The organism is Gluconobacter sphaericus NBRC 12467 (assembly GCF_006539125.1).
In the GTDB taxonomy this organism is placed as follows: domain Bacteria; phylum Pseudomonadota; class Alphaproteobacteria; order Acetobacterales; family Acetobacteraceae; genus Gluconobacter; species Gluconobacter sphaericus.
In genome coordinates this window covers 39233-57815 of sequence record NZ_BJMK01000011.1, presented here as the reverse complement: position 1 = coordinate 57815, position 18583 = coordinate 39233, and the positions used below count along the sequence as shown (strand labels likewise).

Below are 18583 nucleotides of genomic sequence, written 5' to 3'. Positions count from 1 at the left end.
GGGGGTACCTGAACGGGAGACACAGAATGAAGCCGGTAGTGTTTCGTTTCCTTTTGTACCTGTTATCCCTTGGTGGATTGTCGTCTTATGCCCTTGCGGCTGAGAGTGCTGTCATTGAAGCGCCTGGGCCTCTGGGACCGCTGGAAGGGACCCTGGTAAATGCTGGGGCTAATACGCCCGTCGTTCTGATGATTTCGGGCTCTGGACCGACGGACCGGGATGGAAACTCGGCTCTCGGGCCAAAGCCTGCGACGCTGCGGCAGATTGCAGATGGGCTGGCGAAACGCGGTATTTCTTCCGTCCGGATCGACAAGCACGGCATGTTCAGCAGTAAACAGGCCGTAGCGGATGGTAATCACGTTACGATTGCTGACTATGCCACCGATGTACGGAACTGGATTACCGTCATCCGGCGTAAGTCTGGTGTACGCTATGTCTGGCTCGCAGGACATAGCGAGGGTGGGCTTGTCGCCTTGGCTTCTGCGCAGGGGGGGCGCCGATATTTGCGGGCTGATCCTTCTGGCCGCTGCCGGTCGACCTCTGGGTGAAGTGCTGCGTAGCCAGCTTCATGCCATGCCTGCAGCGCAGACAGTGCTACCGCAGATCGACGGGGCGATTGATGCCCTTGCAGCCGGGCGTCATGTGAATGTCCAGACGCTGCACCCGGGACTGCGTTAGCTGTTTCATCCAGCCGTTCAGGACTACATGATCGATCTTTTCCGTCATGATCCTGTCGTTCTACTCAGGGCTTATCGTGGGCCGTTTCTGATCATGCAGGTGACGGCGGATCGTCAGGTTAGCGCAATTGAAGACCTGCCACTGCTGAAGGCGGCTGATCCGAAAGCGCAGGTTGTTCTACTGCCGAATGTAATCCATACGCTGGCGGATCTTGGTGTTGCTCCGGCGGCGGATGGATCACTTCCGCTGGATGGTGCAGTAGTGTCTGATATTGCAGAGTTTGTTCTGAAACATTGACCCCAGTTTCGTGCGATCACACATTTGGGGATAACGGAGGATCAGAAATGGCAGACGATGGACATCCCGCAGAGGATTATCTTCGCCCAAAGCTGCAGGCCCTGATCTCAGACGGTGTGCGGGCCGGATTCCCGCAGGATGAAGTCATTGCGGTCCTGATTTCCCTGCTGGATGAGGGACCTGAAGAAGACGGGGAGATGACATGAGCGACCCATATTCGGTATTGGGCGTTTCGAAAACGGCGACGGACAAGGAAATCCGCAGCGCGTATCGGAAACTGGCCAAGCAGTACCATCCGGATCACAATCCGGACGACAAGAAGGCCGAGGAACGTTTCAAGGCGGTCGGGCAGGCTTATAATATTATCGGCGACAAGGAAAAGCGCGCGCGTTTTGATCGCGGTGAGATTGATGCCGACGGTCAGGAACGGGGACCGTTCGGTGCTGGCTTTGGCGGTGGTGGATATGGCCCGGGCGGTCCGCGTGGGGGCGCACAGGGCTTCCAGGGCGGTTTCAGTCAGGAAGATCTGGGTTCTTTCTTTTCGGACATGTTTGGTGGCGGCTTTAGTGGCGATTTCCAGCCGGGCGGCTCGGCCGGTCGTCGTGCGTCCAAGGGTTCCGACCGCCGCTATGCTGTGACGATTTCGTTCCAGCAGGCTGTTCTGGGGACGTCCCTGGATCTGACACTGGGCGAAGGCGGGCATACCGAGGTCCGTATTCCACCAGGGGTGGAAGATGGCCAGACCCTGCGCGTGCGCGGCAAGGGCGCTCCTGGTCGTCCGGGAATGGACGGGCAGCCGGGTGTTTCGGGTGACGCGCTTCTGACGATTACGGTCACGCCTGACAGCCGGTATGTCCGTGAGGGGCGTAACCTGCGGATCACGCAGAACCTCGATCTGAAGACGGCTATTCTGGGCGGCAAGATCGCCGTTCCGACGCCCAAGGGTGATGTTTCGGTCAAGATTCCGAAGCATTCTGACAGCGGTAAGGTCTTGCGTCTGTCCGGGCGGGGGGTCGCAGGCGATAAAAAGCATCCGGCTGGTGATCTGCTGGTGACGTTGCAGGTTCATATCGGTACTGTGTCTCCCGAGCTGGAGGCCTTCTTCAGCCAGCAGGAAAGCTGAAGAGATGGGGATGGTGCGTCGCGTCCGGTCGAGGCTGCCGGAATGGCCGTGGAGTGATATCGTCGGCGGTATTGTGGCGCTGATCTTCGTGATGGTTCTGGGCATTATCAGTACGCACGCACTGATCCTCGCCGGAGAGTGGCATTTGCCCTAAGGTGCGGCCCGTCTTCTGGTTTCTGACGGGTTCTGCATGACTGCTTCTTCTCTTCCTTCCGCCCCCGGGATGCGCCGTAGGGCGTTCACTGTCGTTCTGGCCATCGAACTGTGGGAGCGGTTCGGATATTACGGTATGCAGGCCGTTCTCACGCTGTTCATGGTCGTGCATCTCCGAATGGGTGATGCAGCAGCCAACCTCATGATGGGCGCCTTCGGGGCGCTCACTTATATTACGCCTTTAGTTGGCGGTGTCATTGGAGACCGCGTACTGGGAGCGCGGCGAACCGTCGTCATGGGCGCGCTCCTGCTGACAGGCGGCTATGCGGTTCTGGCCGCAGCATTGCAGTCCCATATTTTGCTTCTGGTGGCGATGGCTCTCATTTCCACGGGAAACGGGCTGTTCAAACCCAATGCCGGAAATCTGGTGCGCCGGATCTATAAGAACGATGACGCGGCGCTCGATGCCGCTTTCACGCTCTATTATATGTCCGTCAATGTCGGTTCGACGGTTTCCATGCTGCTGACGCCATGGTTGCAGATCCATTATGGCGCGCCTTCTGCGTTTGCCGCATGCGCGGTCGGGCTTGGGGTCGGATTGCTATATTATGTGCTGCGCTCCAGCTGGCTTGATGCCACCACGCCCGCTTCTGAAAAACAGCCTGTGCCACTGCGCAGGTTTGGACTGGTCGGGGCTGGTCTCGTCATTATGACCGTTTTCAACGCATGGATTCTGGGGAGCGATACTCTGGCACGGCTTTGCGTAACGGCAGCAGGGGCAATTCTCGCGGCGATCTGGGTAGCGCTGTATGTGCGGGCGCCGAAAGCCGAACGTCCGGGATTGCGGCTGACCTATATGCTGTGCCTGCAGGGGACGATCTATCTTGTTTTCTACCAGCAGATGATGACGTCCCTGACACTTTTTGCCCTTCGTGGCGTCTCTGGAGATTACCGTATTGGCGGCGTGACGCTGTTTCATATGTCGGCAGGGCAGTTTCAGGTTCTCAATTCTCTCTGGATTATGGCTCTCAGTCCGGCGCTGGCCTTTCTCTACAACCGGATGGGACAACAGCAGAAACAGACGTCCCATGCCCGCAAGATGATCCTTGGCTATGCCATGGTCGCCTTGGGGTTTGGCGTGTGGTGGGCTGCTGCTGCCCATGCGGACGGGCTGGTGTCGCCTTGGGTGATGGTAGTGGGATATGGCTTTCTGTCCTTGGGTGAACTGCTGACAATTGGTCTGGGATTGGCCGTTGTGGCCTGTTATTCGCCCGCCCGGTTGAGTGGCTTTATGATGGGCGCGCTCTATCTGCTGTGGGGCATTGCCATGTATGTGGGCAGCCTTATCGCCAATCAGGCTGCGCTGTCTCCGGAAGCCATCGCAGGCGGCGGTGGGGCGTCTCTTTATGCCGGGCTTTTCCGCACCTTGTGTGAAATCGCTGCTGCTCTGGTCGTTTTGCTGCTCTGCCTTGAGCCTCTGACGCGCCGCTGGGATCGGGAACACGCAACTGTGATCGGCGGGTAAGTCTTGAAAACTGTAGCGTTAAACTTTTTGTAATCCGGGAGAAATCTCCGGATAAAAATTTTGCGTTCTGCTTTGGGACTGTATTGCGAAAGGCATGTTCCGAAAACAGAGCTCTTCCCCACTCTATTCTGGACCGTTTCCGGACTGTATGACGGTGCCCAGCAACAGCCTCGGGTGCTGTCGGCTGTAATGGTGTCACAGGGAGACAGTTTGGAATATGGGGACGTTCGGGCAGGATTGTATGAAAGCGCTGTTGACGGCCTGTGCCATGACAGCGGTGCTTCCTGGCATTACTGCCACTGGCTATGCACAGACGGCATCAGCTGGGGTTGTAGACGGCCGTCAGAAAGCTGCTACCAGAGCCAGTACAGCAACCATGGGCACCCCGCAGATCCGGACGAAATCCATTTCTCCGGTCCCGCCTCTGCTCAAACCGGTTCCGACAAAGACAGGCGCCGAGGCCGTAGCGAAAACGTCCGATACAACGGAAAGCCGTTTCTTCCCGGCATCGTTCCATGACTGGCTGACCCAGAGCACCATGACCGGTGACTGGGGGGGCTGGCGCACTTGGCTGGCTGACAAGGGCATCAATATCGGTGGACATTATCTTGAGGACAGCGCCGGCAATCCGATGGGCGGCAAGACCAAGGCCGTGCGTTATGCGGATGAGTTCGGCATCAATGTCGATTTCAACCTTAAGAAGCTGACCGGGCGGAATCTGGGTATGTTTCATACGGTGATCACGGCGCGTCAGGGTCTGGGCCTTGGCGCGACGCTTCCGACGCTGGATAGTCCGCAGCAGATTTTCGGTTCGGGTGAGACGGTGCGTCTGACTCGTCTGTCCTGGGAAATGCCCTGGAACCGCTATGTCTCGACCGAGGTCGGTGAGATCAATACCGAGAACGATTTTGAGCAGTCGTCCATGTACTGGGGTATGAGCCAGTATTGCCAGTTCGAATCCAACGCGATCTGCGGCATGCCGCAGTCCATTGCGATGAACTCGGGCTATGGCTGGTACCCGACGGCTCATCCGGGCGCATGGGTGAAGTTCTACCCGGCTGGGAATAATCATTATCTGGTACAGTTCGGCGCGTATTCGATCGATCCGACGATCTCGAATACGCACAACGCTTGGAAACTGAACCTGCATGATGCCATCGGCACGTACATTCCGTTTCAGCTCGGCTGGCATCAGGGCGGCAAGGACGACTACAGTGGCCCGCTCCAGACCAACGTCAAGATCGGCGGTTACTGGGATACGTCTGAAGTCAGCGATGTCTATTCCAAACTCAGCATGTTCTCCGTTCCAGCCGAGTATTTACTGTCCGCCCCGACACAGAAGGTCCGTGGGCGATTCGGTGGCTGGTTCCAGTTCGACCGGATGCTGGAGCGTGATGCGGCTGATCCGAATCGTGGCACGACGCTGTTTACATCTTTTACATGGGGCGATCCACGCACGTCCGTTGCACCGTATTTCATCACCTGGGGTGTGACCCGCAAGGGCACGTTCCGCAATCGCCCGAACGATACGATCAGTCTGGGCATGAAGATGCTCTGGGTGAATCCGAAGCTGACGACCTGGGCGCGCCAGATGCAGGCCTCCGGCGCACAGGGTATCAACAAGCCCTCCGGTGAGCATGCGATCGAACTGAACTACGGCTGGCGTCCGACGCCCTGGCTCGTGGTCCGGCCAGGTGCGCAGTATATCTGGAGCGCCGGCGGTACGAACCGCTACAAGAACCCGCTGCTTCTGGATTTCGAGACGGGTATTACGTTCTGATCTTTACCGATCGGAGGACTGGACATGAAAAACGCGCCGCTCCCGGAAGGGAGGGCGCGTTTTTCGTTTTCGGCGGTATGAGACGGGTTACAAATCCGTCGTGAAGGAGAACTTGAAGGTGCGGGGCATGCCCTGCATCAGGTAGCCGTTGAAAGCCGAGGACCAGTAGCGCGTATTGGCCAGGTTATCGACGCCGAAGCGCAGGGTGACCGGTGTGTGATGCGTTACGAAAGTATAGCGTCCCGCCAGATCGAAGCGTGTCCAGACCGGGATGTGTAGCGTATTGGCCGTGTTGACCCACTGCTTGCCGGTGTTGACTACACGGCCCACGACCGTAGCGCCCTTGAGGAATGGTAGATCGTATTCGAGATTGCCGTTGATCGTGTAGTTCGGCACGCCGATAGCCGTGTTACCGTCCTGCAGGCCACCTGCCGTATGGCGTAGATCCGCCTGAATCACCGTGCCGCCGCCATTGAAGCGTAGTCCAGGCATGATTTCTCCATTCAGCGTCAGTTCGATACCGCGATTGCGTTGCAGACCGTCTTCGCGAAAAGCGAATTCACCCGTATTGCCGACCGCCACGGAATAGGCATTGGGCTGTGAAATTTCATAGACGGCAAGCGCGGCGCTGAAACGGCCCGTGTCGTATTTCGCGCCGACTTCATACTGGGTGGATTTGTAGGGCGGGAAGATCTCGCCCACGTTCTGAACGTTTCCAGTTGCCGTCGGCCCTTGCGAAAGGCCCTCAATCCGATTGAAATACAGCGATGTCCGGCGGGTCGGGTGGATGACCAGCCCGACGACCGGCGTGATGGCATCCTGGTCATAATGGCTGCTCATCGCGCCCTGACCGGTCGTGCTGTAATTGTAGCCGTTGATGAGCATGTTCTGGTACCGGAAACCGCCTGTCAGGGCGACACGGTCATGAAAGAACGACATCGTGTCCGAGAAGAACAGGCTGTACAGGCGGGTTCGGCTGATCGTCTGCGGGTCGTTGACGACGCCACCCGCAAAGGTCTCGGCTGGGGCGGCAAATTGTGGCGTGTTGTAGATGTTGGTCGTACCGGGGGTGAGAGCCATCGTATAAGCGGCGGCGCTGTCTTCCCATAGACCGGATCCACCGGCGTTGATCTCGTGGCGGACGGGGCCGGTGCGGAAATGGGCGCGAACACCTGCGCGGGTGCTTTCATTGGTTTGATCGTACGGCACATACATGGCACCGGCTGTTCCAGCGCCGGTGGTGGCATCGGTGACGGTCGGGTTGGAGTAATTGCCCTTTTCGTTGCTGGTCAGGGCCCCGAAGGCACCATAGAGCGTGATGTTTCTCGTCAGGTCATGCTCGACGTTGAGCATGCCGAAGATATAGTTCAGGTTGTTATAGGCCCAGCGCTGACCGAAATTGTGCGAAGGCGCAGCAGGGTGCGGAACGGATGTGACATCGCTGCCCAGGAAGATTGCCGGTCGGCCACCATTCACACCCTGGTTTTCGTAGTCGATATCCATGGTGATTCGGGTGCGGTTGCTGCGGTCATGCCAGTCGAAATCCGCGCCCAGCGTTGTGGAATGGCGGTATTCATCCGTTACGGAATCCTCGCCGCTCTTGCCCGCTACGTTCAGCCGCACGCCAAAGGCCTTGTCCTCGCCGAAACGACGGCCGACATCTATGCTGCCACCGCCCATGGCGCTGCTGGTGTAGTCACCTGTAATGCGGGTGAGGGGGGCATTTGTCGCATGCTTGAACAGCAGATTGATATTGCCGCCAATGGCTGACCCGCTCGGTGCTGCGCCGTTGAGGAATGCGCTGGCCCCGTTGAGAACCTGCACCTGATCGTATAGTTCGGGCGAGACGAGCTGACGGGGAGTGATGCCGTACAGGCCGTTGATCGACACGTCGTCTCCATCCACCGCAAAACCGCGAATGACAAACATTTCGGAGAAATTGCCGTAGCCGAAAGTGGTTCGGACGGTGGGATCGTTTTCCAGCACTTCGCCCAGCGTTTGGGACTGCTGGTTCAGGATCAGGCTGGAATTATAGCTGCGGATGTTGAACGGAACATCCAGCCCTTTCTTGTTGCCCAGAGCGCCAAGCTGTCCGCCGCTGCTGACCTGCATTTGGTCTCGCTTTCTAGCCCGAACCACGATTTCCTCGTCCGGCGTGACCGGCGCTGCAGCACGGATAGGTTTGGCGGCTGGCGTGGTTTTGGGGGCCATGGCGGTTGCTGTGGTCGGGACAGAATCGGCTGCGAGAACGGGGAAGGCTGTTCCTGCCAGTAACAGGCATGACAGGCGCGCAGCCCGCCATGGGTGACAGAACGGTGCAGAAAGCGATGCGCGCACGAAAACCTCGGAACAATAAACACTCTGGCGGGTTATCGGTATAATGCGAATTATTCGCAACTAAATTGTGATTGCCGGAAGGTGACCGGACACGAAAAAGCGGGACCCTTTAGGCCCCGCCTTGCAGAAAATCGCTGTGTTCCGCGTGTCAGAGAACGACGGTGAACTGAACGCCCAGAACGGCAGCGTCATGGAAGGTCGTCGTGGCGCTCGGGCGCTGGATGTACTGGAAGTCCGGTTGAAGTGCCATCGCCCGGGCGATATGGGCCGAATAGAACAGCTCGTACACATTCTCATGACTCTGCGGACCGTAGACCGCACCCCACTGGTTGGTCTGATAGGGCAGGCCAAGTGCCAGGGACGATTCCTGCTGTAGGGCCGCAGTGTGGCTCATGTCGAAATGCTGGTACATGGCGCCCACTGTATCGAGCGGCCGGCCCCAGGCGGCGCCGGTATCGACCAGACCAGCCCATTCATGATCACGCATCGCGACGGTTTTGCCATCGCTGTACATTGCACCCGCCATGGCAATCAGGCCATTTGTTTTGCCGGGGCCATTGCGAACCAACATTTGGTCCAGGATAAGCCAGGCACTGTTACGGCCAGCCTCGTAGCGGCGAGGTTGCCCCGTAAGCTGCCAGGAATTGCCGTGAATGTCCTCGTATAGATTTGCGTAACGCGAATTGTCGTAGGAATAACCGATGACGTAATGGCCCTGAAGCTGGTTGTGGCCGAACGTGGGGGTCCAGCCGATTTCAACGGGCGTGGAGAATTTACCGAGGCCCGACTGCGCCCAGGACCAGCCCGAAATGCCGCCGTTATAGGAATGCGGGCTGACCGCGAAGAGGCCTGCCATGATATAGGTGTCCATGGTCGGCATGGCTCGGACGACTGCGCCCAGATTGCCTGATGGCCAGTCACGGTTGCCTTCGGTGTACTTGCTCGGCGCGGGATTGCCGCACATGGCGACGTTCATGAAGTCGCAGAACAGCGGGGAGGCGGCAAAAAAGCTGCCGACCGGAATCCAGCCCGCGCTGACGTCGATCCGGTTATGAACGAAGGACATCTCGCCATACATCGCGACCATGTGCGCCACCACGTTGCCTCGGGCACCGTAGATCTGCTGAGCAGCAGCGATGGAGTCGCCGAAATTGCGTGAAACGCTCTGGCCATGCCCGTTGACGATCAGGGTATGCGTCCAGAAATTCCGCACGCCGGCGAGCTTGTCCCAGTCGATATCCAGTTCAATGCCGACCTGTCCGGCGTCGGAATAGGCACGCTCTTTGCCGCCCGTGACGTTGCCGGCAAATTCTTCGTTGATGGCGGCCATGAGGTGAATGCCGTGCTTGAGGAGCCATGGCTGCACGCCACCCCAGTCTCCCAGGAAATGCTGCGATCCCATGGGGGCAGCAAAATACGGTCCCGGGTCTCCTTCGGTCTGGGCGAAGCCGGAGACGGTGTTCTGCATGATGGGCGCGTTGCTGCCACCATTGGCCGGTGTCTCACTGTTCTGGGGGGCAGGAGACGACAGGGCAGCGGCTCTGGAAACGCGGTTGCGGGCGCTGTTGGGGTCAGGGGCAGACTGTGCCTGAGCGTTGTCGACGGTGGCAGTCAGTATGGAAACGGAAAAAAGCCCCATCAGGACAGACTGCAAGTGTTCGGAACGGATTCGGAAAGAATTCCGGGCGAAGGAAGCGAGTACAGGCATGAAGCGGGCGGGGCCTTTTCAATGGAGGTGGTAAAACGGGAGTCTGATGGTGGGTCAAAGCTTCTGGGAGCAGTGTAACCCTGAAAGTCCTGTCAGGGGCAGAATTGGACCCGAGGCGCCAGTACTGGAGGAAAGGCGTCGAAAAGAAGGTGCCATCGGGGTTCGAGGGTACTGAACGCATCGGCCCGGAAGATGTTGCTTCAGCCGGGGTTCAGAGAAAAATTTGCCAAAGCAGGGAAGTCCTGTAGCGTAAAAGTCCGAGATTTTCTCATTTTTTCATTAATAGGAGATTGCCAGATGTCCCTTCGCTTCCTGCTGGCCCGGAGTTTTCTTGGTGTTTCGCTTGCCGTGGTCCCTGTTACCGGAATGAGTATCACCGAGCACGCTCACGCCGCTATCCCAGCGTCAACTGTTCCGCTAAAGTTGATGGCGGTAGCCGTTCAGGGCAACAGCCGCGTTCCGACGGCGGATATTTTGCAGGCTTTTGGTCATCACGCGGGTGACATGGTCACGCGCGATGAGCTGGCCGCTGCGCAGAAGCGCGTGGGCGATCTGTATTCGGCCCGGAATGTGGGTGTCAGCTTGGGGGAGCAGATGCGAGTTTCCGGCAAGGCCGTCTCTGTCAAGCTGGTCATTGAGGAGCAGGCTGCAGGTGCAGCGACCCCGACCGCTCTGGTGCTCGACAAGGTAGAGTTCCAAGGGAACAAGAAGGTTTCGACCGCTGATCTGGAAGCCGCGACAAAGCTTCGGGCCGGCGGCCCGGTTACGAACGAGCTTCTGGCCGCAGACATGCAGGCTATTCAGGCCCTCTACAAGAGCAAGAAAGCCTCCGGTTCGATCCAGCCGCAAGCGACCTATCCCAACCATGACCAGCATGTGGTGCTCGTCTGGAGTATCCACGAGTAGGATAAAGTTGGGAATAGATTGTCAGGCTTGTGTTCCGTCAGAAACGCCGCTCAGTCCAGCATATCCGGATCGAGCGGCTGTGGGGTGAGGGCCGCGGGGAGGTAGAGTGGGTGTTCCGGACGACCGCTTTTGCTCAGACGCAGGGCTGTCACTTTGATGCCGTTCTGAGCCAGCATGCGGGCGACTTCTGTCCCCCGCGCGCGTAGGCCCTTGGCCTGTGGGGAGCCGTAAGCCAGAACTACAAGATCGGCTTGTTGGGCCATGTCCAGCAGATGGGCATCGTTGTCCGGTCCGACAGGGTCGGGCACTTCCAATAGCCGTTTCTGGTCCGTACAGCGATAGGCAAAGCTGTTTCCTACGAACATGCCGCCATAGCCCCAGGCGCGTGCATAGCGTTGGCACTTGGCGACCGTCCGGTCATCGCCTAACTCGGTTGCGACAGACGGATTCATCATCAGCCACATGATCATGGGACGCTGTTCGTCCCAGACGCGGCGCAGGGTGTAACGGTAACAGTCCTGCGGGCCGCCGTAGATCGCCGTGCTGGTGATGTCTTCAGCAAGCTTCAGAGGACGTGAACCGCCAACATGATGCTGTCCGAACAGGTCCGGAGATGTGGACGGAGAACGGGTACTCACGGATGCTGCTTCAGAGCCTTTACTGCGGCCAGGGAGCGCGAAACATGCCCGTCAGGAGACATCGAAGCATAGCTCATGACGATATGGCCGTCCTGCGCGATGACGTAAGATGTGCGGCTTGCCATGTGGAGCAGGGGCATTTTGGCAGCATAGCTGAGGGTGATCTTGCCGGTGGGATCGGCTGCAACCGGGAAAACACTGCGGCACTCACTGACTGAGAAGCGGTTCAGCTTGTCGATCGGATCCATGGAGATACCGATGACAGTGGCGCCCTGCGCCTTGAAGTCCGGGATGGCATCTGCGAACTCATGGGCTTCGATCGTGCAGCCTTTGGTGAAGGCAGCCGGGTAGAAATACAGCACGACGGGTCCGGTCTTGAGGGCATCCGCCAGATGATAGGTGAACTCGTGCCCGCCGAGGCTGGCAGAAGCGGAAAAATCCGGAGCATGGGTGCCAGTTTCAAGGGCGGCATGTGCCGGAGTGGTGGTTAGGGCGCCGGTGAGGGCGACAGCGCAGAAAGCGGTCGTTGCAAAGAAGCGGCGCATCGGGGTGGTGTATCCCTGTCAGAAAAGCGGGCGGAAAGGCCCGGAAAACGGATCAATATGCGCCGGGCGGAACCACGACGCATGGAGAACCGTGCGACAGACGGCGACAGGCTGCAACTGCATTTTCATGCGTCAGACCGGTGAGGCGGGCGCGATAGAGATGCGAACGGCCCCCCTTCACGCTCTCAACCTGTGATCGGGCCGAAGCCACTACGGCGCCACCTTTGCTGTGGGCTGCCGACGTGGCAATGCTTGCCTGCTTCGAATTGGCGAAGGCGCCGACCTGAATGGCCCAGTTGCCCGTTGCCGCTTTGGACGACGTGGAGACTGCCGGAAGGGTAATGTGGGGCTGCAGCCGGCTGGCCGGCATGACGGCCATGATTGGCTGAGGCCGCAGGTGATGCCCGATCGGGATTTCCTGTGCCGTAACCCGGTTATCCGCGACTTCGTCATCGGGAACGGACGCCTGCCGGAGGGTGGGCCGGGCCGGTGTCGGCGCAAAACCGCGCGCGGCCCAGGCTGCGCTGATGCTAGCGGGGGCCTCGGATCCTGCGGCGGATGCAACCTGGATGGGAGCCGTCTGAGCTGTCGAGGTCGGAGTCTCGGAATCTGAATCGTCAGGCGATGTCCCGGTGGTTTCCCTGTGGCTCCATGCTGCGCTGACGGCCTGCTGCTCGGAAGCAGAAGTGACGGGGGCTATGTCTGCTGATTGTGTGTTCTGGGCCAGCATGACCTGGGAATTGGGATCGTGCTGGGCGACCAGAAGGTCGGCCGCGGAGCGGTTATGCGGCGTGATGCCAGCGATATGCGGGCCGATGGCAGCCACATAGCGGCGTGTTTCGCGGGGCAGGGCGCGGCCCCGACGGAGATAGCGGTCGAGGCTTCCGGGTCCGTCGTTATAGGCCGCGAGAAAGCCGGGAGATCCGTAGATATCATACATTTGCCGGAGATAGGCCGTCCCCGCGAGGATGTTGTCGTGCGGGTCGTAAGGATCTTCGCCAAGCCCGTATTGCTGGCGCATGTCGTCATAGGTTGGTGGCATGAGTTGAAGAAGGCCCATGGCGCCGGGAACCGATGTGATGAAATTACCGTTATGATCGAAAAGGTGTCCGCCCGATTCCTGCTGCATGACGGCCCGGATCCAGGCTTCGGGTACATCAAAGCGGTTGGAAGCCTCTTGGATGTAAGGCCCCCAGGGATCACTGGGTGGGCCGGGAGGGGCATAATAGGATTTCGCATGGGCGCGGTAATTCGCTGCTTCCTGTGAAACCGGAAGCTCCGATCCGCCGCCCATGTCAGCATTGTTGCCAGCGCAGGCGGCGAGCAGTCCGACCAGACTAAAAGCGACACCCGCACGGATGAGAGACAGGGTGCGGACAGTGGTCCGAAACGGAAAGGCGGGTCTGGGCATCGGGTCTGGGCACCTGAGAAAAACTTGTCTCAATGTGACCAGCATACACGGGGATTACGGCGAAACTAGGAAAAAGGGCTCTGCAGAACAGATTTTCTAACAGAAAACAGCTTACGGAAAGGAGTGTAGCGGAGATTTATTTCCCGAATATGAGCTTCTCCCGCCCGCCTTCTTGCCGGGGGTGGGGGGATCGGGTAGGCGGACCATATGAGTGTATCTCCTCCAGCTTCAGATGCCGCACGTAACGATGCGCCGCACAGGCAGGTCAGTCGTGATGCTCTTCGGGGCAGTCCTGCGGCTCGGGCTTGGGCTGACTGGAAAGAAACACGGCGTTTATGGCGTCTGGGTGTCAGGCTGGGCTGGCTCGATATCAGGCTCCGGTACCGCGGGTCCGCGCTCGGGCCGTTCTGGCTGACCATTACCTCTGCCCTGATGGTCGCTTCGATGGGGACGCTCTACAGTAAGCTGTTTCACATGCAGCTTGCGTCCTATCTACCGTTTTTGTCGCTGTCGCTGACTCTGTGGAGCGTCGGGTTCTCCAGCCTGATCCAGGAATCCTGCACATGCTTCCTTGATGCCGAGGACATGGTGCGATCTGTTCGACTGCCGTTCCTGCTGTATGCGGTGCGGGTCGTGGTGCGCAATGCAATCGTTTTCGCTCACAACATCGTCGTGCCGCTTGGCGTGTTCGCCCTCTATCATCTCTGGCCGGGGATCGACGCCCTGCTGGCGATCCCTGCGCTTGTGCTGTGGGGATTGGACGGTTTTGCCGCCTGTATGTTGTTTGGTTCGCTCTGCGCGCGTTTCCGCGATGTCGCACCGATCATCGGCGCGCTGTTACAGATCGTGTTCTATGTCACGCCGGTCATCTGGATGCCGCAGCAGCTCGGGCCCAGGGCAGCTTACCTGCTGTACAATCCGTTCTATCCGCTGCTGGAAATCGTGCGTGAGCCGCTTCTGGGCCGTGTGCCGTCCTTGCAGATCTGGAGCATTGCGCTGGTCACCAGCGTCGTGTTCTGGCTGATTGCCGTGCGGTCATTCATCCGGGTGCGGTCGCGCCTGGTTTTTTGGATCTGACGCCATGGCCCATATCCGTCTTGAAGATCTATCCCTGTCTTTCCCCGTACTCCACGGCGGTTCCCGCTCCCTGAAAAAGACCCTGCTGTCCCGTGCCCGAAGCACTGTGTCCGGAAAGACGGAAGCGGTTGGTGGGAGGATGCGGGTGAGCGGCAATGCCGCCGAGGTCGTGGAAGTCCAGGCTCTTTCTCGGGTCAGCTTCACGATTTCGGAAGGAGAAAGGGTCGGCCTCGTTGGGCATAACGGGGCGGGAAAATCGACGCTGCTGCGTGTTCTGGCCGGGATTTATGAAACGGATGATGGGATTCTGGATATCGAAGGCGATACCCATGCTCTTATCGATCCGAAAGCCGGCATGAACAGCGAGCTCACGGGGCGAGAAAACATCCAGCTCTTCGCCTGCCGGATGGGACTGACCAGGGCAGCAACGCAGGAGCTGGAAAAGGATGTGGAGGCGTTCTCAGATCTGGGTGTGTTTTTCGATCTTCCGGTGCGTCTCTATTCCTCGGGTATGTCCATCCGGTTGGGTTTCGCGCTGGCAACGGTACCGCGCTCCCGCATCCTGCTGATGGACGAATGGTTCATGGCCGGTGACCAGAAGTTTCAGGACAAGGCCAGGTCGCGGCTGGAAGGGATGGTCGATGCGGCGGAGATCTTGGTCGTGACATCGCATGCGCTGACGGTTCTGCGTCAATGGTGCACGCGCATCATCTGGATGGAGAGCGGGGAGGTCCGCATGGATGGTCCGGCTGCGGATGTGCTGGACGCCTATGAGGCAGCGGTGGCGGCAACGCCCGTCTAGGGTGTGCTGCTGGCGGAGTTGGTATCCGATCTTGCGTGGAGTAGGCTGCCTCCTGGTTTTGACATTCAGGGAGACAGTTCATGTCTTATGCCGCTATTGACGCCGCGCGCGTCGCCAAAGCGTCCGAGTCCGCTCTGCAGACTTTATCGACCGTCAAAGAAACGTCCGAGGCTCACCAGCGCAAGACGATCATGATCGAACGCATTCACGCCCTCGCCAAGGCTGCGGCCGAAACGAAGGACTGTAATGCCATCACGCTGACTTCCGAAGAGTTCTGGCTGATTTCCAAGAATTGGTGACCCAGTGGGCGGCGGGGCGTTGCTCTGCCGTCCTCAGCCGTTATAGGAGGCGAGTTCGATCAGATTACCGTCCGGGTCGCGGCAATAGACGGACGTGATCGGACCCAGCGCCCCTAAACGCGCTACCGGGCCTTCGACGATCTCCACTCCGCATTTTTCCAGATGCCGGACGATATGTTCGCTGGCGATGGCTGTCGTAAAGCACAGGTCTGACGTTCCCGGCGCGGCATCGCCCGCCGTCTCCCAGCCTTCTGAGCCTTCAGGACGCAGATTAATTTTCTGCCCGCCAAAGCTAAGGGCCACACGGTTGTTGCGGCCGTATTCGTCGATATCCATTCCCAGAACACGCTGATACCAAGACGCAGACAGGGTCCGGTCTCGGACGGTCAGCACGATATGGTCAAGGCGATCGACGGTAAAGCGCATGGGGATCCCTCATGAGAGCGACATTCCGGCTAATATAGGCCGGAAAAACACTGTCTGGCCAATCTGTTTTCGAAATCCTGCAGGGCGGATGCTCAGGTTGGCGGCCGCTTTCGGAATGCGGCTAGGCTAACGACTTCCGCATCTTTCTTTACGTCTTTGGAGGGTGCCGTTTCCGGCTGGACCTCAGGGTGGTGAGCGGGATCGATATCGTCCGGCTCTACAGCGCCTTCGGGGATTTCGACGTCGTCATCCTCCTCCAGCGGGGAATGGCTGAAGCGCAGCGCCATGCGGATATGGGGATCAGCAAAGGCCGTGATGGCGTTCACGGGGATGCTCAGGATGCTGCCGACGCCGCCGAAGGAGAGGCCAACGGAAATCACGTTCTTCTCGCGGTTCAACGCCAGATCCCAGAACTGGTGCTGAAGAACGATGGTCATTTCTTCGGGATACTGTGCCCGCAGACGGGCAGGGATGATCACATCCGGCCGGTTCGTCCGGAATGTCAGATAGAAGTGATGGGCCCCCGGCAGCCCCTCGGCCGCAACATGCTCGATCGCACGCAGCATGACCTCACGGTAGGCGTCTTCCACCCAGTCATCATAAGGGAGAAGGCTTTCGGGAAGCTCGTGCTCGAAGCCGTCCTGGCCGTTGTGATCGTCGTCGCTCATGGTCGCAAGCCTGATGTTTCGGTCAACTTTCATCAAGGGATGCGACAGACCGGCACGGATGGCAAGCCGTCTTTGAGAGGAATGTCGGAGACATGATGAGGTGGGAGGGCTTCTGTTGCCCGGTGCCCTCCCGAACCGCGCTTATCGCTTATGCAGCGACAGCGAGCACCTCTGAGTTATCGTTGGCACTTGTAAGTTTAGCCCGATGACGGTGGTACAATGCCGGGCAAAAGATAAGTCTTTACCGTGCGCGTCGAGCCTGTTTCGTCCCCACAGACCCCTTTTGCGAGGGGTTTTTCATGGTGGAGACGCCGGGCACTGCCCCCGGGTCCACAACACTTATTCCACTTACCGTTTATCGCCATAGCCGGGGACGAACCCCTTGCATTGGTGAACATAGGAGCCCGGCTGGCCTGTCGCAAGGGAAAAGCGGCTACGAAAAAAATTAGACGTCCGGAATCGTGTCAATCCGATTCATTCGGATGACGCGGGACGAAAGCGCATGCTAAAGCCGCCGCCATGGCACTGACATCCGAACAGCGCGCTGAAATCGAAGCGCAGCGCAGCGAACCCCAGCTTACGTCCCGTCCGACCGTGGCGGCGATGGAAAACCTGCTTTTCACGCCTTTCGAGGTGCTGGATCATGGTTTCCTGCGCGTGGTCGATTATATGGGCGACGATGGCGCGGTCGTTCAGGCTGCGCGTGTGTCCTATGGTCGCGGGACGAAGAAGGTGTCCGAAGATGCGGGTCTGATCCGCTATCTGATGCGTCACCGTCATTCGACGCCGTTCGAGATGTGCGAGATCAAATTCCATGTGAAGCTGCCAGTGTTCGTCGCGCGGCAGTGGATTCGTCACCGTATGGCGAGCGTGAACGAGTATTCGGCGCGCTATTCCATTCTGGATCGGGAATTCTACCTTCCGGCGACGGATCAGGTCGCTGCGCAGAGCAGTTCAAACCGGCAGGGACGCAGCGATGCACTGGATGCCGAGACAGCGCATGAGGTTCTGGAAATCCTGCGCCGGGATGCCAGCCAGTGCTACGACGATTATGAGAGCCTGCTGAACCCTGAAGGTACGGGGCTGGCGCGTGAGCTTGCACGGATCAATCTGACCCTGAACACCTACACGCAGTGGTACTGGAAGATCGATCTGCACAATCTGATGCATTTCCTCGCCCTGCGCGCTGATCCGCATGCGCAGTACGAGATCCGTGTCTATGCGGAAAAGATGATCGAAATTCTCAAGGCCTGGGTGCCCGCGACGTCTGCGGCATTCGAGGAATATCGTCTTGGCGCCTTCACGCTTTCTGCTGGTATGCTAAAGGTGGTGCGCCGCCGTCTGACCGGTGAAACGGTCACGCAGGAAAATTCGGGCCTGACCAAGCGTGAATGGTCGGAAATGGTGGCGGTTCTGGATGGCCAATCCTGAATCCAGCCCCGGCTTCGCATCTCTTGGAAACGATTCTGCCAAAAGCGATCTTGAACGGCTGATGAGCGAGGCGCGGGAAGCACAGCTTGAAAGCCCTGTGGAAGACGCTCCTGTAAAGCCACCCAATCTTCTTGTCTGGGCCGGGATAGCGGGCTCGCTTGTCCTGATATCTGTTGCCATTCATTTTTTCTGGCATACTCCATAAAATATTTGATCCAATAAACGGTAAGTAAAAGCAGATATTTTCTGTTTTTTTACTTCATGGGCCGTCATGAGAGATTCAGCGGGGATTCGTGTGAACTTTATCACATTTATCTCAGGGCTTTTTACAAACAGACTTATCCACAAGGTGTTACCATCTGCCTGGAGCGCTCCGATTCGTATTTCTGGGAGCGTAAAATTTTTTAAGATATTGATTTAATGCGATAATTTTAGAATCGGGTCAGCAAGGCTGATCAGGATTTAGCGCCAAGTCTGTCAAGACGATTATTGGAATACCCACATTTCACCCTCTGTGGGTGCGATACTTGTGCACTACTGGTGCGGGGTAAGAATTCTGATTTTATGGCAAAAATGCGCAGGTAAACTACGCCCTGAACGGCATTAGCCGTCCGCCCGTCGCTGTCGCCATGCTTTTCGAAAAAGCTGGTGCCGGGTGAGGGATTTGAACCCCCGACCTTCGGTTTACAAAACCGCTGCACTACCACTGTGCTAACCCGGCATCGGTAGTGCGGGTTTTTCCATGTCCGGGGCTGTCAGGTCAAGCGCCCGAGAACGAT

The 18583-nt window shown here is 58.4% G+C and carries 20 protein-coding genes, 1 tRNA gene and 1 other RNA gene; 12 read left to right on the top strand and 10 right to left on the bottom strand.

Annotation, left to right across the window (positions count from 1 at the left end; all coding sequences use genetic code 11):
- On the top strand, positions 1–548 hold a 548-nt coding region (locus GSP01_RS15190; protein ID WP_255320886.1), incomplete at its 5' end, for an alpha/beta hydrolase.
- A 46-nt stretch (positions 549–594) separates the two neighbouring features.
- On the opposite strand, the gene GSP01_RS15185 is transcribed toward GSP01_RS15190, so the two are convergent.
- Positions 595–726 carry a hypothetical protein gene (locus GSP01_RS15185; protein WP_255320885.1) on the bottom strand — a complete coding sequence of 44 codons (132 nt, stop codon included), beginning with the start codon at positions 724–726 and terminating at the stop codon, positions 595–597.
- Here GSP01_RS15185 and GSP01_RS15180 point away from each other — a divergent pair.
- The 6 genes from GSP01_RS15180 (at position 706) to GSP01_RS08885 (ending at position 5556) form a co-directional block, all read left to right on the top strand.
- Positions 706–975, top strand: coding sequence for a hypothetical protein (locus tag GSP01_RS15180; protein ID WP_228123939.1), 270 nt, complete (start codon positions 706–708; stop codon positions 973–975). The two genes, GSP01_RS15185 and GSP01_RS15180, sit on opposite strands and share 21 nt — an antisense overlap.
- A 47-nt stretch (positions 976–1022) precedes the next feature.
- Positions 1023–1181, top strand: coding sequence for a hypothetical protein (locus tag GSP01_RS14735; RefSeq protein ID WP_165919964.1), 159 nt, complete (start codon positions 1023–1025; stop codon positions 1179–1181).
- The gene (locus GSP01_RS08895) at positions 1178–2098 is read left to right on the top strand and encodes a DnaJ C-terminal domain-containing protein (RefSeq protein WP_141352787.1); all 921 of its coding nucleotides are present in this window, start codon (positions 1178–1180) and stop codon (positions 2096–2098) included. The genes GSP01_RS14735 and GSP01_RS08895 overlap by 4 nt, the downstream gene beginning before the upstream one ends.
- A gap of 4 nt (positions 2099–2102) precedes the next feature.
- On the top strand, positions 2103–2252 hold the full coding sequence (locus GSP01_RS14730; RefSeq protein WP_167495509.1) for a hypothetical protein: 150 nt from the start codon (positions 2103–2105) through the stop codon (positions 2250–2252).
- A gap of 36 nt (positions 2253–2288) precedes the next feature.
- Positions 2289–3776, top strand: a complete 1488-nt coding sequence (locus GSP01_RS08890) for a peptide MFS transporter (RefSeq protein WP_141352785.1) — start codon at positions 2289–2291, stop codon at positions 3774–3776.
- A 241-nt stretch (positions 3777–4017) separates the two neighbouring features.
- Positions 4018–5556, top strand: a complete 1539-nt coding sequence (locus GSP01_RS08885) for a carbohydrate porin (protein ID WP_228123940.1) — start codon at positions 4018–4020, stop codon at positions 5554–5556.
- A gap of 87 nt (positions 5557–5643) precedes the next feature.
- Here the strand turns inward: GSP01_RS08885 and GSP01_RS08880 are convergent, their stop codons facing one another.
- Together GSP01_RS08880 and GSP01_RS08875 are read right to left on the bottom strand one after the other, a co-directional pair.
- Positions 5644–7893 (bottom strand): TonB-dependent receptor, encoded by a 2250-nt coding sequence (locus GSP01_RS08880; RefSeq protein WP_141352781.1) that lies wholly within the window; start codon positions 7891–7893, stop codon positions 5644–5646.
- 148 nt (positions 7894–8041) lie between these two features.
- Positions 8042–9601: a carbohydrate porin gene (locus GSP01_RS08875; protein WP_141352779.1), complete on the bottom strand. Its 1560-nt coding sequence runs from the start codon at positions 9599–9601 to the stop codon at positions 8042–8044.
- Positions 9602–9898: 297 nt separating this feature from the next.
- On the opposite strand from GSP01_RS08875, the gene GSP01_RS08870 reads away from it, so the two are divergent.
- On the top strand, positions 9899–10507 hold the full coding sequence (locus GSP01_RS08870) for a POTRA domain-containing protein (protein WP_167495508.1): 609 nt from the start codon (positions 9899–9901) through the stop codon (positions 10505–10507).
- 50 nt (positions 10508–10557) lie between these two features.
- On the opposite strand, the gene GSP01_RS08865 is transcribed toward GSP01_RS08870, so the two are convergent.
- Genes GSP01_RS08865 through GSP01_RS08855 form a run of 3 tightly spaced genes read right to left on the bottom strand, consistent with a single transcriptional unit; the run spans position 10558 to position 13101 of the window.
- The gene (locus GSP01_RS08865) at positions 10558–11145 is read right to left on the bottom strand and encodes a DUF1643 domain-containing protein (protein WP_141352775.1); all 588 of its coding nucleotides are present in this window, start codon (positions 11143–11145) and stop codon (positions 10558–10560) included.
- Positions 11142–11690 carry a peroxiredoxin gene (locus GSP01_RS08860; RefSeq protein WP_141352773.1) on the bottom strand — a complete coding sequence of 183 codons (549 nt, stop codon included), beginning with the start codon at positions 11688–11690 and terminating at the stop codon, positions 11142–11144. Before GSP01_RS08860 ends, GSP01_RS08865 begins: the two co-directional genes overlap by 4 nt.
- A 52-nt stretch (positions 11691–11742) precedes the next feature.
- Positions 11743–13101 (bottom strand): lytic transglycosylase domain-containing protein, encoded by a 1359-nt coding sequence (locus tag GSP01_RS08855; protein WP_141352771.1) that lies wholly within the window; start codon positions 13099–13101, stop codon positions 11743–11745.
- A gap of 207 nt (positions 13102–13308) precedes the next feature.
- Between GSP01_RS08855 and GSP01_RS08850 the strand changes: the two genes are divergently transcribed.
- From GSP01_RS08850 to GSP01_RS08840, 3 genes are all read left to right on the top strand, one after another.
- Positions 13309–14178: an ABC transporter permease gene (locus GSP01_RS08850; RefSeq protein WP_141352769.1), complete on the top strand. Its 870-nt coding sequence runs from the start codon at positions 13309–13311 to the stop codon at positions 14176–14178.
- A gap of 4 nt (positions 14179–14182) precedes the next feature.
- Positions 14183–14980 (top strand): ABC transporter ATP-binding protein, encoded by a 798-nt coding sequence (locus GSP01_RS08845; RefSeq protein WP_141352767.1) that lies wholly within the window; start codon positions 14183–14185, stop codon positions 14978–14980.
- Between the two features lie 80 nt (positions 14981–15060).
- Positions 15061–15279: a hypothetical protein gene (locus GSP01_RS08840; protein ID WP_011252962.1), complete on the top strand. Its 219-nt coding sequence runs from the start codon at positions 15061–15063 to the stop codon at positions 15277–15279.
- A 33-nt stretch (positions 15280–15312) separates the two neighbouring features.
- On the opposite strand, the gene GSP01_RS08835 is transcribed toward GSP01_RS08840, so the two are convergent.
- From GSP01_RS08835 to ssrA, 3 genes are all read right to left on the bottom strand, one after another.
- Entirely contained in the window at positions 15313–15705 is a 393-nt protein-coding gene (locus GSP01_RS08835) for a VOC family protein (protein ID WP_011252963.1), read from the bottom strand.
- A gap of 92 nt (positions 15706–15797) precedes the next feature.
- Positions 15798–16373 (bottom strand): SspB family protein, encoded by a 576-nt coding sequence (locus GSP01_RS08830; protein ID WP_141352765.1) that lies wholly within the window; start codon positions 16371–16373, stop codon positions 15798–15800.
- Between the two features lie 101 nt (positions 16374–16474).
- Positions 16475–16799, bottom strand: a transfer-messenger RNA (tmRNA) gene (gene ssrA / locus GSP01_RS08825).
- A gap of 93 nt (positions 16800–16892) precedes the next feature.
- On the opposite strand from ssrA, the gene thyX reads away from it, so the two are divergent.
- Entirely contained in the window at positions 16893–17804 is a 912-nt protein-coding gene (gene thyX / locus GSP01_RS08820; protein ID WP_141352763.1) for an FAD-dependent thymidylate synthase, read from the top strand.
- Positions 17805–18450: 646 nt separating this feature from the next.
- On the opposite strand, the gene GSP01_RS08815 is transcribed toward thyX, so the two are convergent.
- A tRNA-Thr gene (locus GSP01_RS08815) sits at positions 18451–18525 on the bottom strand.
- Between the last annotated feature and the right edge of the window lie 58 nt (positions 18526–18583).

What these genes read in the sequence shown, in the direction of transcription:
- GSP01_RS15180 (WP_228123939.1), top strand. Translation starts at nt 706, where the DNA reads ATGATCGATCTTTTCCGTCATGATCCTGTCGTTCTACTCAGGGCTTAT.
- GSP01_RS15185 (WP_255320885.1), bottom strand. Translation starts at nt 726, where the DNA reads ATGACGGAAAAGATCGATCATGTAGTCCTGAACGGCTGGATGAAACAG.
- GSP01_RS14735 (WP_165919964.1), top strand. Translation starts at nt 1,023, where the DNA reads ATGGCAGACGATGGACATCCCGCAGAGGATTATCTTCGCCCAAAGCTG.
- GSP01_RS08895 (WP_141352787.1), top strand. Translation starts at nt 1,178, where the DNA reads ATGAGCGACCCATATTCGGTATTGGGCGTTTCGAAAACGGCGACGGAC.
- GSP01_RS14730 (WP_167495509.1), top strand. Translation starts at nt 2,103, where the DNA reads ATGGGGATGGTGCGTCGCGTCCGGTCGAGGCTGCCGGAATGGCCGTGG.
- GSP01_RS08890 (WP_141352785.1), top strand. Translation starts at nt 2,289, where the DNA reads ATGACTGCTTCTTCTCTTCCTTCCGCCCCCGGGATGCGCCGTAGGGCG.
- GSP01_RS08885 (WP_228123940.1), top strand. Translation starts at nt 4,018, where the DNA reads ATGAAAGCGCTGTTGACGGCCTGTGCCATGACAGCGGTGCTTCCTGGC.
- GSP01_RS08875 (WP_141352779.1), bottom strand. Translation starts at nt 9,601, where the DNA reads ATGCCTGTACTCGCTTCCTTCGCCCGGAATTCTTTCCGAATCCGTTCC.
- GSP01_RS08870 (WP_167495508.1), top strand. Translation starts at nt 9,899, where the DNA reads ATGTCCCTTCGCTTCCTGCTGGCCCGGAGTTTTCTTGGTGTTTCGCTT.
- GSP01_RS08860 (WP_141352773.1), bottom strand. Translation starts at nt 11,690, where the DNA reads ATGCGCCGCTTCTTTGCAACGACCGCTTTCTGCGCTGTCGCCCTCACC.
- GSP01_RS08855 (WP_141352771.1), bottom strand. Translation starts at nt 13,101, where the DNA reads ATGCCCAGACCCGCCTTTCCGTTTCGGACCACTGTCCGCACCCTGTCT.
- GSP01_RS08850 (WP_141352769.1), top strand. Translation starts at nt 13,309, where the DNA reads ATGAGTGTATCTCCTCCAGCTTCAGATGCCGCACGTAACGATGCGCCG.
- GSP01_RS08845 (WP_141352767.1), top strand. Translation starts at nt 14,183, where the DNA reads ATGGCCCATATCCGTCTTGAAGATCTATCCCTGTCTTTCCCCGTACTC.
- GSP01_RS08840 (WP_011252962.1), top strand. Translation starts at nt 15,061, where the DNA reads ATGTCTTATGCCGCTATTGACGCCGCGCGCGTCGCCAAAGCGTCCGAG.
- GSP01_RS08835 (WP_011252963.1), bottom strand. Translation starts at nt 15,705, where the DNA reads ATGCGCTTTACCGTCGATCGCCTTGACCATATCGTGCTGACCGTCCGA.
- GSP01_RS08830 (WP_141352765.1), bottom strand. Translation starts at nt 16,373, where the DNA reads ATGAGCGACGACGATCACAACGGCCAGGACGGCTTCGAGCACGAGCTT.
- thyX (WP_141352763.1), top strand. Translation starts at nt 16,893, where the DNA reads ATGGCACTGACATCCGAACAGCGCGCTGAAATCGAAGCGCAGCGCAGC.